10 protein-coding genes and 1 pseudogene are annotated in these 15,601 nt (G+C 63.7%); 1 reads left to right on the forward strand and 10 read right to left on the reverse strand.

Annotated features, from left to right (window positions below):
• Positions 1-1,512, reverse strand: a 1,512-nt coding sequence (locus BKD30_RS15225) for an IS1634 family transposase (protein WP_076705943.1), incomplete at its 3' end; no start/stop codon positions are given.
• Positions 1,513-1,611: 99 nt separating this feature from the next.
• Between BKD30_RS15225 and BKD30_RS15230 the strand changes: the two are divergent.
• A pseudogene (locus BKD30_RS15230) lies at positions 1,612-1,962 on the forward strand (transposase); the annotation flags it as partial.
• 12 nt (positions 1,963-1,974) lie between these two features.
• On the opposite strand, the gene BKD30_RS15235 reads toward BKD30_RS15230, so the two are convergent.
• The 9 genes from BKD30_RS15235 to BKD30_RS15275 form a co-directional block, all read right to left on the reverse strand.
• Positions 1,975-5,283, reverse strand: coding sequence for a DEAD/DEAH box helicase (locus tag BKD30_RS15235; RefSeq protein WP_159440596.1), 3,309 nt, complete (start codon positions 5,281-5,283; stop codon positions 1,975-1,977).
• A 1-nt stretch (position 5,284) separates the two neighbouring features.
• The gene (locus BKD30_RS15240) at positions 5,285-8,197 is read right to left on the reverse strand and encodes a DUF1156 domain-containing protein (RefSeq protein WP_083956608.1); all 2,913 of its coding nucleotides are present in this window, start codon (positions 8,195-8,197) and stop codon (positions 5,285-5,287) included.
• Positions 8,198-8,206: 9 nt separating this feature from the next.
• Entirely contained in the window at positions 8,207-8,677 is a 471-nt protein-coding gene (locus BKD30_RS16015) for a DUF7680 family protein (RefSeq protein WP_143588232.1), read from the reverse strand.
• Positions 8,674-11,952 (reverse strand): ATP-binding protein, encoded by a 3,279-nt coding sequence (locus tag BKD30_RS15250; protein ID WP_083956610.1) that lies wholly within the window; start codon positions 11,950-11,952, stop codon positions 8,674-8,676. Before BKD30_RS15250 ends, BKD30_RS16015 begins: the two co-directional genes overlap by 4 nt.
• A gap of 61 nt (positions 11,953-12,013) precedes the next feature.
• Positions 12,014-12,202 (reverse strand): helix-turn-helix domain-containing protein, encoded by a 189-nt coding sequence (locus tag BKD30_RS15255; protein WP_064862402.1) that lies wholly within the window; start codon positions 12,200-12,202, stop codon positions 12,014-12,016.
• Positions 12,203-12,296: 94 nt separating this feature from the next.
• Positions 12,297-13,436 carry an alpha/beta hydrolase gene (locus BKD30_RS15260; protein ID WP_083956612.1) on the reverse strand — a complete coding sequence of 380 codons (1,140 nt, stop codon included), beginning with the start codon at positions 13,434-13,436 and terminating at the stop codon, positions 12,297-12,299.
• Entirely contained in the window at positions 13,433-14,440 is a 1,008-nt protein-coding gene (locus BKD30_RS15265; protein WP_076705957.1) for an MAB_1171c family putative transporter, read from the reverse strand. The genes BKD30_RS15260 and BKD30_RS15265 overlap by 4 nt, the downstream gene beginning before the upstream one ends.
• Entirely contained in the window at positions 14,437-14,901 is a 465-nt protein-coding gene (locus tag BKD30_RS15270) for a hypothetical protein (RefSeq protein ID WP_076705959.1), read from the reverse strand. The genes BKD30_RS15265 and BKD30_RS15270 overlap by 4 nt, the downstream gene beginning before the upstream one ends.
• 60 nt (positions 14,902-14,961) lie before the next feature.
• On the reverse strand, positions 14,962-15,435 hold the full coding sequence (locus BKD30_RS15275) for a hypothetical protein (protein WP_235861741.1): 474 nt from the start codon (positions 15,433-15,435) through the stop codon (positions 14,962-14,964).
• Between the last annotated feature and the right edge of the window lie 166 nt (positions 15,436-15,601).

Raw genomic sequence — 15,601 nt, forward strand, 5'->3', positions numbered from 1 at the left:
CTTCTTCAAGCTCAGCCCGGTCGCGGCCTGCATCATGCGGGCGACGGCGAGGCCGGTGAACACGATCGTCAGGTGCGCCTCGATGGCGTCCCGGGTGTGGTGGAACATGGGCCGGGCCCTCAGGTCGGTTTTGGACATCCGGAAGGACTGCTCGACGTGCCACAGGTCGTGGTACGAGGACAGCACCTCCCCGGCGGGCATGATCGTGGCGGGGATGTTGGTGACGTATCCCTTCAACCCGACCAGGCGTCGGGCCCGGGCCAGGGACGCCTCGTCCAGGGACCGGCCGGTCGCGGTGGTCTTGACGAACCGGGTGGATTTGACCGTCGCGTCTCCGTCGATGACGGCGCGGGCCCGGTTCTCCTGGGCGGTCAACGTGTGCCCGTCCCGGGTGGCGCGTTTCCGGGAGTAGGCCCAGACCGCTCGCCAGTGCCCCGGGTGCGTGACCGGGTCCCAGACCGGTTCGGCCCGCCGTGCCCGGTCGCGTCCGCCGGTGCGGGCGTGGCGTGGGGTGATCGTGTCGATCACCTGCCCGTCGGTGAACGCGTCCCCGTGCCAGTGGAAATGCGCCGCGAGATCCGTCGGCGCCTTGGTCTGGCGGGACCCGACGATGAACCGCAACCCCGCCTCGTCGATCGCGGTCAGGTTGCCCGCCGAGAGCATCCCGGCGTCGGCGACGACCACCATGTCCGTGATCCCGTGCCGGGCCTGGAACTGTTCGATGATCGGCAGCATCGTGGTGGTCTCGGCCTTGTTGCCCTCGAAGCAGCCGATCTCCAACGGGAACCCGGTCCGGTCCACCAGCAGCCCGACCACGATCTGCGGGTCGACCCTGCGTTCCTTCGAGTAGCCGACCTTGCGCAGCTCGTCCTCGTTCTCCGCCTCGAAATACAACGTAGTCACGTCGTAGAGGACGAGGGAGACGTCCCCGCGGACCGCAGCGTGGGCGAAGCAGTGCGTGGCGACCCGATCACGGTACTTGCGGTCCTGGGCGAGGCGGAGGTGACGGTAGATCGTGGTGTGGTGCGGTGCCCGCACCCCGATTTCGGTGAGCACGCGGATCGTGTCGAGCTTCGACGTCGGCTCGATCAGACGGGCCAGCACGACCTGCTCGAACACCTCATCGCCCAGAGAGTCGAATCCCAGGCGCGCGTACGCGGCCCGGAGCGTGGACCACAGCACGTCACTGGACATGCCCACCACCCGCAGACCCTGCCCCGGGACCGCCGGGCTCTCCGTGTCCGCCGCAGCGAGGTCGGGGGTGTCGAACAGGGCCTGCTGGCGGGCCGGCTCGCGCGTCAGCGCTGTCTCCGCGTGGTGGGCGACGCCCAGGTCCAGGGCCTGCTGGGCGCCCTGGAGGACGACCCGGGCTCGTTCGACGAGCAGCGCGACCTCGACCGGGGTATGCGCTGACCCGATGTGCTCGATGACCTGCAGCCTGCCGTGCCGCTTCTGCACCACCTGCACCGCGGTCGCCCCCGAACCCGTCCTGACCTTCCGCACGAACGCCACCCCGTTAGTATCCCGAAACGCCCCCCACGCACGATAAAGCCGCAGGTCACGAGCCCGGCCGCCGCAGAGCCACACCACCGTGCATCAAGTCAGGTGGCCGATATCAGCGTTCCGCGGGTGGGTCGCGGCCGGCCCAGGACCCGACCCGACGCCGTGATCGCCGACCGCGCCTACGCCACCGGCGTCATCCGCACCGAGTTACGCAGGCGCCGCATCACCGCCGTCATCCCGGCCAAGAGCGACCAGATCGCCGCACGAAAGCGGCGCGGCAGCAAGGGCGGTCGACCCCACGGGTTCGACGCCGAGGCCTACAAGGGGCGCAACGTCGTCGAGAGGTCCTTCAACAAGGCCAAACAGTGGCGTGGACTCGCCACCCGCTACGACAAGCTCGCCATCACCTACCGCGCCGCTGACGTGATCTTCACGATCCTCACCTGGCTCCGCACATAAGGGAGACACGCCCTAGTCGTCGTGCGTTGCGGCGGGCAGCAGCGCCGATAGCTCGGGGGTGCCGTAGGTGAGGAAGACCAGGTCAGCGTCGTCGCTCTCATCCCAGGTAGCACGGTCGAAGGTCACCGGCAGAGGGGCGAGCGGCGACGGGTCGAAGTATTCCTCGATGTCGTGCACGCCATCGTCTTTTCGGAAGGATAGAGCTGAGAGTGTTTCCGCCGGAGGCTTGAGCCAATACACCCGAGGACGGGAAGGGTCAGGCTCGAAAGCGTCACTGGTAAGGCCGTTCGCCGTGAGTACACGTTCCAGGTCTCGCAGAGAAGTACCGCCCTCCAGCGTTGGCGGCTGCTTGATCCGACCACCATCGCCGGGTTCGCCCATGTCGTCGTTCCTGACAGGCTCACTCTTGATGTCCTCGACTTGCTGGCGAATCTGTCCGACTTCGGAGTTGATCTCGGTGGTCGTTGCATGGCCGGTCAACGCCAAACGCTCGATAGCCTTCTCAATATTCGCGAGCACTGGGGCCGCGTCGCCCACGATGTCGGTGAAGTCGCCGTAGTCCTCGGCGATGCCCTTGTAGACCTGCTCCTCAACCGTGTCAGCGTAGAAGTAGTTGCTGATGCGGATGTCCTTGTACGACGCTCCGATGCGGTCGACGCGCCCGATCCGTTGCTCGACGCGCATGAGGTTCCAGGGCATGTCGTAGTTGATGAGCCGTCCCGAGGTTTGCAGGTTCAGACCCTCACTCATCGAGTCGGTACCGATGAGAACTTCAAGCTCACCACTGCGGAACCTGGTCTTGATCTCAGACTTCGTAACCTCGGTCCAGCTTCCAGACTCGACGTTGTAGACCTCACCACCCCGGCCCGAGTAGCAGCCGAGGCGGCGGTACCCCGCCGTGAGCAGCCGGTCACGGACGTAGTCCATCGTGTCGGCGTACTGCGTGAAGACAACCACCGACGAGTACGTGTTCAGCGCCTCAGTCACGTCGGCAACGAGTTTGCTGGCCTTGCTGTCTTCGCCGGTGATGCTGTCCAGGTCTTGGAGGAACGACTTGAGTTCGACTATCTCGTCGCGGAGTCGGTCGGCCCTCGTGTCGAACACCTCCGGCTCGAACAGCGAGCCTTCGACATCTACGTTGTCGTCATCGGTGAGAAGCTCAGCGAGGTTCTTGCCGTCCTCCAACACACTCAGCCGACGGCGAAGAGACCGCTTGATCGCTTCGAACGACGAGGTCAGTCGACGGCGATAGACGGTCATGATGAACCCGAGTGCCTGATTGCCCGCCTCGGCCATGTAAGCGTTGTAGTGGCGGCGGATGTACTCCTCGATCCGCTCATACAGGCGTCGCTCGTTCGGTTGTAGCGGGATGAACTCATCTTTGACGTGGCGATACGGGATGACCACATCGTCAGGGATGATCCCCGCTGCCTGGTATTCGCGCATGGTCTTCCGGGTGTTGCGGAAGACACGATCCCGCATCGGAGTGTGGCGACGGAGCCACTTGTCCATCCACTCGGAGGCCTCGTTCGGGAACTTGGCCTTCAGGTCCGCGCTCGGCGGGTTCCCCGCCAGAGCTGTGACCACGTATGCGCCCGTCCAGCCGAGTGCGTCGTCGATCTCCCGTTCGAGGTCAGTATCCCGCTCGGCCTGTGGGTCGGCGAAGTAGTCCTCCAGCATTGCGCACAACAGGTCCCAGTGCCGGTGCATCGGGTCGATTGCCAGCAGCTTGAAGTACCGAATGAAGTCCTCGGCGCTGACGCCCCACCGACCCTTGAGCCCGAGCAGGGAGATCAAGTCCCAGGCTTCATGTGGGTTCATCTGCATCGGCGTTGCCGTGGCGAGGTATAGCGCGCGCCACATCTCCTTGTCGCGCATCTCTTGGAGTAGCGCCAGCAACGAGTTCGGAGTGTCGGTCGGCTTGGAGCCACGTCGCCTGGCGTGGTGGGCCTCGTCAACCAGGACAACATCCCACGGACCCGCATCGAGTATTTGCCTCCGACGGTCGCGACGGCGAGCAAGGTGTGATGACGCGAGAACGATGGGGAACGCGGACCACGGATTCGCGTTCGGATCGACAGGGATTGGTTCATCGTGACGATCTACAAAAGCACCCTTGTCGAAGCGGGCAACATCGAGGTTCATCTTCTCGTGGAGTTCCTCTTGCCACTGCTTCATCACAGACGCGGGAACGAGCAGCAGCGCCTTCTTCGCCCGACCTGACGTGAAAAGCTCACGAAGGACCATGCCAGCTTCCACAGTCTTGCCGAGCCCAACCTCATCGGCGAACAGGTAGCCTCGCGGGTAGGTGCTCACGACACGACTGATGAGTTCTGCCTGGTGCGGGAGGGGCTGCGCCCATGCCGATCCGACGCCCGTCCAGGGCGATTCGGCTGGTGCGTCGCGCAGTGCGACGAGTTCGTCCCACGCTGCCTCGACATCGAACTCATCGGTGCCGTCTTCCGACGAGGTCGATGCCTCCAAAGGTGGCAAGACAACGCCGGGTGGAAGCGGCGGGGTCTCAGGGGCGTGCTCGATGAGGTGCTTCCGCACTGCCGACGGCAGGTCAATAACTGCCCATCCTGCATCAGCGTTATCGGTCCAGTGCTTCTCGAAGTCGAGCACCTTGTGGACACCCAGGTAGTCCCAGATCGGGACGTTCCAGGATGGGTAGGCGTCGAACGTCTCATGGTTCCTCACCCAGGCCGTCACTGATGAGTTGTTCGATCCGTTGAATGCGACTCGATTCCCGTACCGATCCGCGAATATGCCGTACTTGGTGTGGAAGTAGCGTCCCGACTGTAGATGCGTGAGCAGCTCACCGTTCTCGCCCCTTGGGACACCGACACGAATCTCAAGTCTGTCCGTGGCGACCATCCACGCAAGCACGCTCAGATGCTCGCTCTGCACGATCCGCGCCCCGGCAAGGTCCGGGTCGGCGAGTAGCCTCTCAGCCACTACGTCGTCGAGCGGCTTGCCTTCAATCACGGCGTCCACGTCTCGCTGCGCGAGCTGCGCACCAACGATCAGGCGCATCTTCCCGCCGTTCGCGAGGAAGTGGGCTGTGCCCTGCGCTGCGTACTGAAGCTCGGAGGCTGACCAGTAGCCCACGGCTCTGTCGTAGGTCACAGCTCGGGACAGCAGCGGGAGATAGAACGTCTCGAACGGACGGTCGTCCGGCGAATAGGTTGCTTCGAGGTCAACAGTCTGGAACGAGTCAGGCGACGAAATAGAGTCGCCCGAGGACAGTTCAGAACTCGCCGGTCCGCCAGGTGGCGCCGGCGAGCCAGGTGATAGAGCGTCGCTGTCGTCCGGGCTCATGTCACTCCACGTCGAACAACGTGTTCTCGTTGGGGTCTGTCGGTGCGGCCATCTCCTCCGCCTCCGGTAGCACCACATCATCGAAGTAGAGGGTGCAGAGTGTGTCGATGAGCCCGGCCTCCGGCACCACCCAAGCACCTTTGACCTTGGTACGTGGGATCGCGTTCGCCAGACCTTGCAGGGTGGAAATGAAGCCGGCGTCGCTGGTGTATCCGTGACGATCGAGGAACCGCTTCGCAGCCTGCTGGCCGTCCACCTCTGCAATGTAGAGCGCAGTGTCAACAGCGTCGATGACGTACTCGAACGACGACGCTTCCGGCGTCACGCCAGGCAGTCCAGAGTCTGCTTCCCGACGTAGTCGTTCCTTGGGGGTCAAGAGTTTGACCTTGCCAGATGCCTTCGAGACGATCTTCGCGCGTTCCAGTTCATCAACGTCCAACCCTCCTACTGCGAGGGCGAGCAGGCGTGCTGTGTCGAAGGGGAACTCGCGCGCACCGAACGTGTCCCACGCCAAGAGAACAAAGTCGGTGAGTCCATCCACCTTTGCGGCCTGTCCGACGAGGCGGGAACGACGAAGGTCCACGATCTCCTCGCGCGCCAGAGCCAGGGCGTCTTCGGGCCGGAGCAACTGGTCCCGTCCATCAGCGTCCGGAGTGGACGAGTAGACGGGCCAGTGCTGTGAGATCACGGACAGCGTTGGGCCGTATGTCGAGAGGAGAAGGTCAACGCCGTCAATCCCATCATGTTGGAATCGCGTGGCGGCCTCACGCGCCGCTTGGCGGATGTCGTGCTCGATGTCATCGAGATAGATCTTCTGATCGTCATCGCGGTCGGCACGCTTTCGGCAAACGAGCATAATAGTGGACTCCGCCGCGTTGACGTTCGCTACATGCAAGGAGTGCTCGAACTCCGTGTTAACCGGCCAAGATGTCTCGATGGTGAATCCGGCCTGCAGGAGGCCCATACCCAACGTGTCCCACGCCTCCGCTCGCTTGTGAGTGAACATTACGGATAGAACGCCGTCGTCTGAGAGAACTCGGCGAGACTCGGCGAAGATGGAAGTCATCTTCGTCTCGTAGTCGAGGTCTGCAAGTTCCTTCTTCCGCCGCCCCATCATCGCAAACCGCGCTGGATTGGCAACGGCCTCGTTGTCTTTGTCGGTCAGTTCGTCATGGAAGTAGGTCGGGACCAGGCGCCCGAGTGTCCTCTTCTCCCAAACATAGAAGTAGTCAGCCAGCTCGGCGTACATGACGTTGTCATAGTATGGCGGGTCCATGCAGATGTGAGTGACGGACCCGTCCTTCAACTCAAGGCTAGCGGCGCTGCCCTGTGTGACGGTGACTTGCCGACCAAGTCGATCGCTGGCACCAATCTCCGGAGCGCCAGTTTCGTCTAGCAAGCGCGCGATTCCGCCGTATGCGTCCTCCAGCTGTTCCAAACACCACGAGTAGAGCGCCCTCGCGCCTTCGAACTCGGCGAACGTCCACTTGAACGAGAAGTTGTGCTTCTCAAAGACGCTCCGCATTCCCTGTCTGAAGATGTTCCAGCTGGTAGCGCGCGAGTTCCAGTTGAGGGCCTTGCCTTGCATGAGCGCCAACTCGAACAGCACGCCTTCAGCCTGATCACCCAGTTCGCTCCGCACCTCAGGCACCAAGCGGGCAAACTCCTCCCCGAAGGTTCCATGCACCAAGGCCTGGCGCGGAGTGAAGAAGTCAAGCCAAGTGTTGATTCCGTACATGCGATGGCCACGGTCGTAGTTCGCCTCGGCTGGTATGTCTTCTGTGGGAAGAATCCCTTGCTCCGACCATTCTCGTCTAATCTCATTCAAACGAGCCGCAGCGGCCCGAACCGCTTCCAAGTCTGTCGAAGAAGGCGCACGGAAGGTCTTCCCCATGGCGGTCTTGACAGCGACGGCATACAGAACTTGCGTCATCAACCCCGCTTTGGCCGTGGCCTTGATGTAGTCCCCTTCGATCACGAGATTGTCGTAGGGTGACACTGCCTTCCCGTTGGTGACAATCGCGGTGCTCGCGTCCTTCTTGTCAACGGCACGTCCGTGATCAACCTGAAACAGCGGTTCTTGAAGGGCCTCCCCGTCGACTTCTGTGACGAGGCGCACAGCGACCTCTTTGCCAGCGGTCTTGCGGAGCCACTTGTCCGTGAGCAGCGGCACGAGGCGACCGGTACGAGGGCAAGGGACAGCATTCGCCCAGATGTAGGCGACGACGCTTTCGCCATCGTTGAGGGGAAAGAACTCCTTGAGTCGCTCCTCCACTCGCTTGACGAGTACGTTGCCCCACTTCTTGATCTCAGGGATCAGGTCAAGCCCGCGGGTTGCAGGAATCTCGACTCCTGCCTTCAGCACGCTGGCAGCGACTCCGTTCAGGTCGTTCGCTACGACGGGTAACCCAAGCCGACTCGCTGCCCAAGGAATCGATCCTCCGCCAGCAGTAGGGTCAGCAACGGTGGGAAGCTCACCCCATGTGCTTCGAAGTACGGCATGGAGCAGGTCGATGTCGGCGCGCGCGACTGCATTGCGGAAGGCTTGCTTGTACCCGTACCCATTCCCCTTGAGCTTCACACCAGCGGCGTTCGCAGCGTCAATCTGCTTTCGGCCTGCGACCGGGTCCCCCCAAATGCCGACAAGGCGAAGCAGCCAAGCTCTGTAGGCGGCCTCGGTGCGCACTTCCGGTGCGTCCGGAAACGCCGCTGCGAGTTCGTTGCTCCAGGTCGGCATGACCCCAGCAAGCGCGACGGCAGCGGAGGCGACAAGAGGTCGCCTCGCCCACCAAATGTGCAGGAAAGAGAGCGGTGGCAAGGCTGATGCTGCGCCACGCTCGCGTCGTGACTCGATTCCAAGTTCCGCGACGGGCAACCAGTCCTCGATGAGGACTCGTGGTCTTGAAGTTGTCACGTCGTGTCCTTAGTCGGCGAGGAGGGTTCGGAGTGCCTTGCGGGCGCGGTTGCCATCGAGTCCCATGCACTTGGAGTACCAGTAGTAGGTCTCCTCGACGCTCATGGCATTGATTCCGGCGACGAGCGCCCGAACCCGCTCATGCTTGGCAATGGGTTGGGTCGCGAGCAGGACCAGCGCAAGGCGGACTCCCTCGGCTTCGCCTAGGCGAATGGGCGCTTTGCGTTTGAAAGCCAGCACGCTCGGCTGGTGTCCGGCTTTGCGGACCGCGACGAACAGCGCGTCAACCACTCGTCCAGCTTGAACGGGTGTGGCCGCGCTGACCGGTGCCGTGATTGAGCTGCCGTTCTCGCCGTAGCTTTCTTCAAGCGTTACGCCGAAGGTTTCGCTTCGGCCCGGCGTTACGACGAGTCGAAACCCTCGGACGCCTTCGACCAACGCGAGATGGGATGCGGGGCGGAACCGCTTGACCGCGCTCACTTGGTCACCTCGGCCGTCATGGTGGTGCTCTTCATGCCGAGGTTCTTGACGACCGTGTGAATCTGGCCGAACTGAGCATCGGTGATGTCCAGGGCGGGAGCGAAACGGAAGACGAGGGTGACCTCGCCCGCTACCTTGTTCGCTCCGGCGATGGACTTCTTCACATGGTTGTACGCGGACTGGAAGTCCTGACGGTCTGCGGTGCCCTGGAACTGGACTCCGCCGTTGACTCCCTTGAACTCGGCGCGGATCGTCGCACGAACGGTGATGTGCTGCTTTTGCAGCATGCCGAGCGCTGCCACGGCGAGGTCGATGTCGCTGGTGCCTGAGGCCTCGTCGGCGGTGACCTTCAAGGTCATCGTGCTCACCGTCGGGACCGTGAAGTCCGAAATCTGATCGAGGAGGCTCTGCATTGCCGCACCGCCCGGGCCGGCTGCATTGAAGGTCTTCGAGTTCGGAGTGCGGGTCGGCACCTCGATCTCTTGCGCGTCGGCTGCTTCTCTGCCGAGGATGCGCAGGCCGTCGAGTCCCTTGTCCTTGATCGCAGACGGCGACAGCGCTCGCACGCCCGGTGCGGGCTCTGCATCGAGGACAACAAACCACTTGTAGTCGCTGGCTTGTACCGCAGTGGCGAGCAACTCCAAGACGTCGGTCTTGGTGGGCTCACCGCCGCACTGTGCTTCGAGGCGGGAGCGAATCTCGGCTCCGGTGAGGTCATCGTTGGTGATGACGGCACGCAAGTCGGTCTGGGTCGGCTTGCGAACGAGCAGGCCTCTTGACTGTGCTTCGGAAGCAGTCATCACCTCGGCATCAGGCTTCATCTCGGGCGAGAACCCGGCCATCGTGCTTGCCGTGTAAGTCTTCCCCGTGCCTGCGTCGTAGTAGACCCAGTTCTCGTTCTTCACCCCGTTGACGATCGCTTCACGAATCAGGTTCGGGTTGCGGACGATTTGGATCGTGTGGTCAGTCCAGAAGTAGTCGGCGATCGAGCGTGTGGTCGCGGAGCTTGCAGCGTGCCAGGTCTTCGACCGGAGGTACGAGGCCGTGAACGGACTGCTCCGAATCTTGTCTTCGTCTTCGAGCAAGCTCAATACCGCTGAGGTCGCATTCTTCGTGTCCCCCTGTGCCTGGGCCGGGAGCTCACGGTGGCGGAGATACCCGGTCGCTTTGTCGCCAGAAGGAAAGTAGATGTGCTTGTAACAGCGGGTCACCGCGATACGGGCGTTGAGCGTGGCTTCCTTGTTGTAGACCTCTACCTTCTTGCGAACTTCGTCGCTGAACTGTGCGAGTCGAGCGGCGTCGCTGGCGAGGTTGCTGGATGCGATCAAAGCTCGTGCTCGGTCTTTCAGCACTTCGACTTGCTCTTCGTCGGGGACTGCGAACACCACGGCATTGCGGTAGGTCCGCGGGCTGCCGACCGAGCCGACCTTGTCCAGCATCTCAACGACCGCGGCAGGTGGCTGCTCTGCGCTCTTCTGCGTGACGGCCACGACGTTGTAGTCAAGCACGACCACTCTCAGGCCCGCTTCGTCGTGGACCTCGGCAGGACCTGACGGGAAATGCACAGCTTTGGCGCCACCATCGTTGGCGAACGCATTGCGGATGAGCGTGTCGACCATCGCCGCAACAGCGGTATTGGCGACGTTGCGCTTCTCGGTCTCGATGATGGCGTTAACGTTCGGCTCGATGTTGAAGCGCCACCGCCCACCGTCGAACGATAGATGCCAGAAGACCTTTTCGGATTCCGTGAGTGCCTTCTCGAAGATGGCGGTGTCTTCGCCTGGGCGGAGCGTGCCGACGATCCAATCGTTGCGGCCGGCCCCTGCGGTCGCCACCATTTCGAGCGAATGTGTGAACACGGTGCGTGCGACACGGGTGGTGTAGGCAGGTTTGCCAGGGAAGACATCCGCGTCCACCGCTGCGGAGTGCGACTGTTTGCCTGCGAAGTCTCCCTCGGCCACAGACGCGTACTCGGACCGTCCGAGACCATCCGTGAGGTGGTTCAGCACCGGGTCGTTGTCATAGTCGATGTCACCAACGTTGATGGTCGCGGTGTCATCATTCGTCGCGTAGATGTGTGCCACAACCTCAGCCAGCAACTTCAACGCGCCTCTTGCTCGCTGGAACTGTGTGATGTTGCCAAGGCGCTTGTCCAGGACACGGACGAGCTCGGGGTGGAACGGGTACGTCTTGGTGACCAGCTCGCCGTAGGTCGCAGGATGTTCGGCACCGCCCGCCAACTGCTCGGTCTTGCCGAGTGTCTCGTACAGGTCTCGGTAGGCGTCACCAGCAGCGGTCGCGGCAGTTTGATCGACAGAGGCAAAGATGCGCTTCTTGAGGATTTCGCCGATCTCATTGTCGTCGGCAGGGCGGATCACCGCAGACGGTTGCACGGCGCGGGTCAGTACGTCCCCGGTCTCTTCCGCTGCCTTGACCGAGGCGGCGTTCGCCGCGTCGGCCCGTTCTTTCTCGTCGCCGGTGAGGTCGCTGATCTCGGTGGTCTCTGCACCGAAGGCGTTGGTGGTGGCCGCCAGGGTGATGATGACTGAGACCCGATTGGTCGGGTCAGACGCGACCTCGAACAGGTTCCCCAGGAACACCGGGATCGCGCGGGCCATGCGACGCACGTCCTCGCTGCCCGAGGACGACACCGCTCGCAGGTACTTGGCGATCTCGTCCACGATGACGATCGTTGGCCTGCCGCCGAACGCCGCCTTGATGGTTCCTGTTCCCGGCGCCGTACGCTCGGCGTCATTGGCAGCCATCACAGAGAAGGCGTCGTTACCGATCTGAGCGGCCATCTCGCCCCACAGCGTGTAGGTGCGGTGGCCATCAGTGTCGACCCCAGCGGTGGGGTCGAGAGCATCGCCGACGAGCGCGGCAACCTGAACAGCACCGTCCGGAAGCAGGCTTGGGTCGATGAACTCTGCGATGTTGGCAGGTCGCGCCCCGCCGGCCAGGTGGTAGACCGCTGTGAGGCCGTGGGTCTTGCCGCCACCAAAGGAGGTGGTGGGCCGCAAGACCCCGTTCTCTCCCGCCACGCCTTTCGCCCCAGTGATACGACCAAAGGTCTTGGTGAGAAGGGTCTTCAACCCGGAAGTCGGGTACGTCTGAGCGAAGAAGGCCTCGGCGTCGCCGTACACCGGGTAGTGCTCGGCGTCACGTACAACCTTGTCGAGCTGAGCTGCGAAGTGGTTGTCGGCGAGACCGCCCTGCAGCACATCCTCTCGTGGTACACAGGCGGTACGCAGCGGGATCAAACTCAAGTCGCTCATATGTCTTCCTTCTCAAACCAACTGCAAGCGGTGGAGCTCGCACGATTCGCTACCTCGCGCGTCACTTGTCGCCCTCCGATGCAGCGTGGCCGTTTCGCACCCAGTCATCCACTTCGCTGGCCTGGAACTTCCAGAGGCGCCCGACCTTGTGCGCGGGCATGGCCTTCTCGGCGATCCAGGTGTAGACGGTGTCTTTGGTGATCCCAAGGTGGGCGGCGATGTCGTCGGCAGACAGCCAAGGCTCAGCCACGTTGGTCCTCCCTCGCTCCTTGGCCAGTCAGGCCGGCAGTCGCAAGCCTACCGGAGAGATGCCGTTTGAGTTGGGTTTTTGCGGGCGTGGTGGGTCAAGGTGGGTCGCGCCGGGCCGAGAGCCACGTGGTCACTGACATATGCCACCGATCGGGGCAGGCGTTCCAGCAGAGGGTGTGGCCGGCGTCGAAGGTCTCCAGCTCGATGAGGTCCGGGCGGGCGTCTCGGAGTGCTTGTGAGAGCCGGATCGGCGCGGAGTCGTCTCGGGTGCCGTGTAGGACCAGGGTCGGCGTCGCGAGGTCTGCGGTTCGTGCGGTCCAGTCGAAGGAGCGGAGCGGGATGCGGCCCGGCAAGCCAACTGCGCGAGCCAACGGCGCGAGGGTGAGCCACGGGATCGCGAGGTGTCCGGCTGCGGCGGGCAGTCCGCTTCGGGCGCAGTTGGTCTTGATGACTCCTGTCCAGTTGAGGACTGGTGAGTCGAGGACGAGCGCGGCGATCAGCCCCTCGTGCCGAGGCTGGTCGGCGAGTTGGAGCGCGATGGCGGCACCCATCGACCAGCCGAAGATCACGATTCGCTGCGCTCCGCGTCGGACGGCATACCCGATGGCCTCGTCAACGTCGATCGTCTCGGCGTCGCCGAGGGTTGAGTGGCCGGTGCCTTCGCGCGGCCCTTCTGCGGTGTTGCGATAGCTGACGACCAAGGAGGTGTAGCCGAGCTCGGCCGCGGCGAGGACGCCACGGAGGGTACCGGCCCGGGTGCTGCCGAGGCCGTGGATGTGGATCGCCCAGGTGGCAGGGTCACCGTCGGTGCGCCAGGCCGGGCATGGTCCTGCGGGGGTCGTGATGGTGATGTTGCGGGCGTCGAGCCCGGCGTCGGCTGGGGTGGCGTAGTAGATGCCGCTCCACGAGGCACGGTCGCCGGTCTTCGGCGTGAGACCCGGTGCAATGCCGGTGATCCTGCGAGCGACGCGAGTAGGTCCGCGATCGATGATCTCTGCGGAGAGTTGTGCCCAGCCGCCGTGCTCGAACCAGAGGTTGTAGATGCCGACGGCGATGGTTTGATCGGTGCGGTCGAGCACGATCAGGTCGCCGCTGCCGTCGTGCTCGACTCCTCGGATGGTGAGGTCGAACGTGCGCGGACCGACGGGCGCAGTCAGCCGGCGGGCAATCATCCACCCGACGCCTGCGGCGGCTGCTGTCGCGATCCCGACTCCAAGGGCGAGGCGGCGGATCACGAGCCAGCCTCCTCGCTCTGAGTCCGCGGCCCCGACGTCGTGGCGCGGTCGCATCCGAGGAGGTGGCTCTCGGCGCGATCGAGCAGGGTGCGTTCGGCTCTGCTGGTCTTGAAGGTGATGCGGGGGTCGATCATTGCGTCTCGGATTTCGACGATCACTCGGTGCAGGCATCCTTCGGGGTCTTCTGCGTTGACGGCGCGGGGGTCTGCTTGGCTCAGGCCGGGCCGTGCCTGTGTTGCGCGGTTCCATAGGGGTTTCAGTTGTGCCGCGAGGCCAGCGGTGCGCCTGCGACGCAGGTAGTGCTGGGCGCGTCGGACGGCGGGCTGCGCGGCGAACCCGGCGCAGAGGAACAGGAACGTCAGGAGCGAGAGTGGCGCGTAGGTGGGTTGGATGGCGTGCATGAGGTCGAGGCAGCCGGTGACGTGGGCGATGTCCATGACGATCACGGCGAGACACAGGGCGACGCCGAAGGTCGATCCCAGGGTCAGCAGTCCTGCGGGCAGGTGTTGGATTCCGGTGCTGTGCCGGTACTGCCGGGCGGCGAGGACCATCATCGTGGCGATGACGATGCCGCAGTAGACGAAGTTGATGATCGAGTAGACCGCCGTCGCCGGTTGCGCTCCGAGGTCGCTCATGAACCGGGTCGTGGTCGCGCCACGTTCGATGAACAGGAACGCCGTGGTGATCGCGAGGAGAGAGATGGCGAGCATCGGGATACTCACTACAGCGCGAACGAGCCGGGGCCGGTACTCGCCGGTTCTCATGACGCCTTGGCCGAGGAAGAACAGCCCGGTCATCAGCAGTGCGTCTGCGATCAGCGTGGCGAGGTTCGTGCCGCCGAGCAGCGGATCGACGGCGGTGTAGATGGCATCGACGTTGAGCGTCATCGCGATGGCGATGGTGAGGGCTGCGTAGGTGATGCTGCGGTCGGCGCGTTTGCGGCGGAAGATGAGCAGGCTCGCCACGAGCGCCCACATGAGCGTCGCGACGAGCGTCTGGATCATCCGAAGACCTCCGAGTAGGCCGATTCGGCGAACACCGATCCTCGGATGCCGGCGGCGAGCCGGTCGGCGAGGGACTCGGCGGCGATCTCGGTTTCGCAGTCGATGTCTTGCCGTGTGAGCAGGCGGGCGCGGGTGTAGGGCGGGATGTTGGGCAGCAGCACGTCCTCGGCTGGGCAGTCGTCCCCGTCGCAGTGACCGAGGATCATGTGCGCGAACTCGTGCAGCACGAACTGTTGCCGGTGCAGGGCTGAGTCGCTGCGGGCGTGGAGCACGAGGTCTTCGGTGTCGGTGACGAACCAGACCGCGCAGATGCCATCGTGGGTGTCGAGGTCTGCGAGTTCGACGACGCGGAGCCGGCGGTGTCGCCGGTTCTGTATGGCGTGGAGGAGGTCGTCGAGGGTGAAGGTGCTGCCGAGCTGTAGGCCCGCGACGGCCGCCGATACGGTCTGTTCGGTATTCACGGTTCGCCCCTCTCAGCGGGGAGCAGGGACCGGTATCGGCTTCGCGTCGCGCGGTACCGGTCAGTGCTCGGGCATGGGTGTCATTTCCTCGTCCAGGAACTTGGTGATGGCGTGGAGTGCTTTCGGCGAGATGTCACCGAGGGTGCGGGCGGCGTAGGACTTCACCTTCGCGGCCCGCATGGAACGAACCATGTCGAGCTGCGCGGAAACCTTCTCAGGCGTGGCCGCGCCGTCCTCACCCATCAGGAAGGCCTCATCGACGTCGAAGAACGCCGCGAGGCCCTCGAAGACGGCGGCGTCTTGGACGTAGCGGTGGCCGTTGACCATGTACGTCCAGCGCGACCGGGACAGGTTGGTGCCTCGTTCTTTGAGGAAGTCCGCGATCTGCGAGTAGGTCGGCTCAGTACCGGACTCGGCGACGGCAACGTCCATCAGGAGACGCAGACGCTTGGCGAGGTCTTCGGCCGCAGCCTGGCTCTCGTCTTCGGTCATAGTCGGTGACCCCCTTCCCTTCGCGACGGGCAAGGCATCCATGTGATCCACCCCGGAGGGTGGTTGTGCATGCTCAAACCTACTCGTTGAGCATGCACAAATCAAGGCTTGCGCATGCTCAACGGTCGGTGTTAGAACAGGACTTCGGGACATTTTGAGCATGCTCAATCCGGCGTCCCGGTCTCGGCTCGGGCTGCCTCAAGGAGGT

Origin of the sequence: Tersicoccus phoenicis (genome assembly GCF_001968835.1) — a bacterium.
Classification (GTDB): domain Bacteria; phylum Actinomycetota; class Actinomycetes; order Actinomycetales; family Micrococcaceae; genus Tersicoccus; species Tersicoccus phoenicis.

Excerpts from the sequence above, each read along its gene's own strand:
- BKD30_RS15275 (WP_235861741.1), bottom strand. The coding sequence starts at position 15,435 with ATGGATGCCTTGCCCGTCGCGAAGGGAAGGGGGTCACCGACTATGACC.
- BKD30_RS15265 (WP_076705957.1), bottom strand. The coding sequence starts at position 14,440 with ATGATCCAGACGCTCGTCGCGACGCTCATGTGGGCGCTCGTGGCGAGC.
- BKD30_RS15250 (WP_083956610.1), bottom strand. The coding sequence starts at position 11,952 with ATGAGCGACTTGAGTTTGATCCCGCTGCGTACCGCCTGTGTACCACGA.
- BKD30_RS15235 (WP_159440596.1), bottom strand. The coding sequence starts at position 5,283 with ATGAGCCCGGACGACAGCGACGCTCTATCACCTGGCTCGCCGGCGCCA.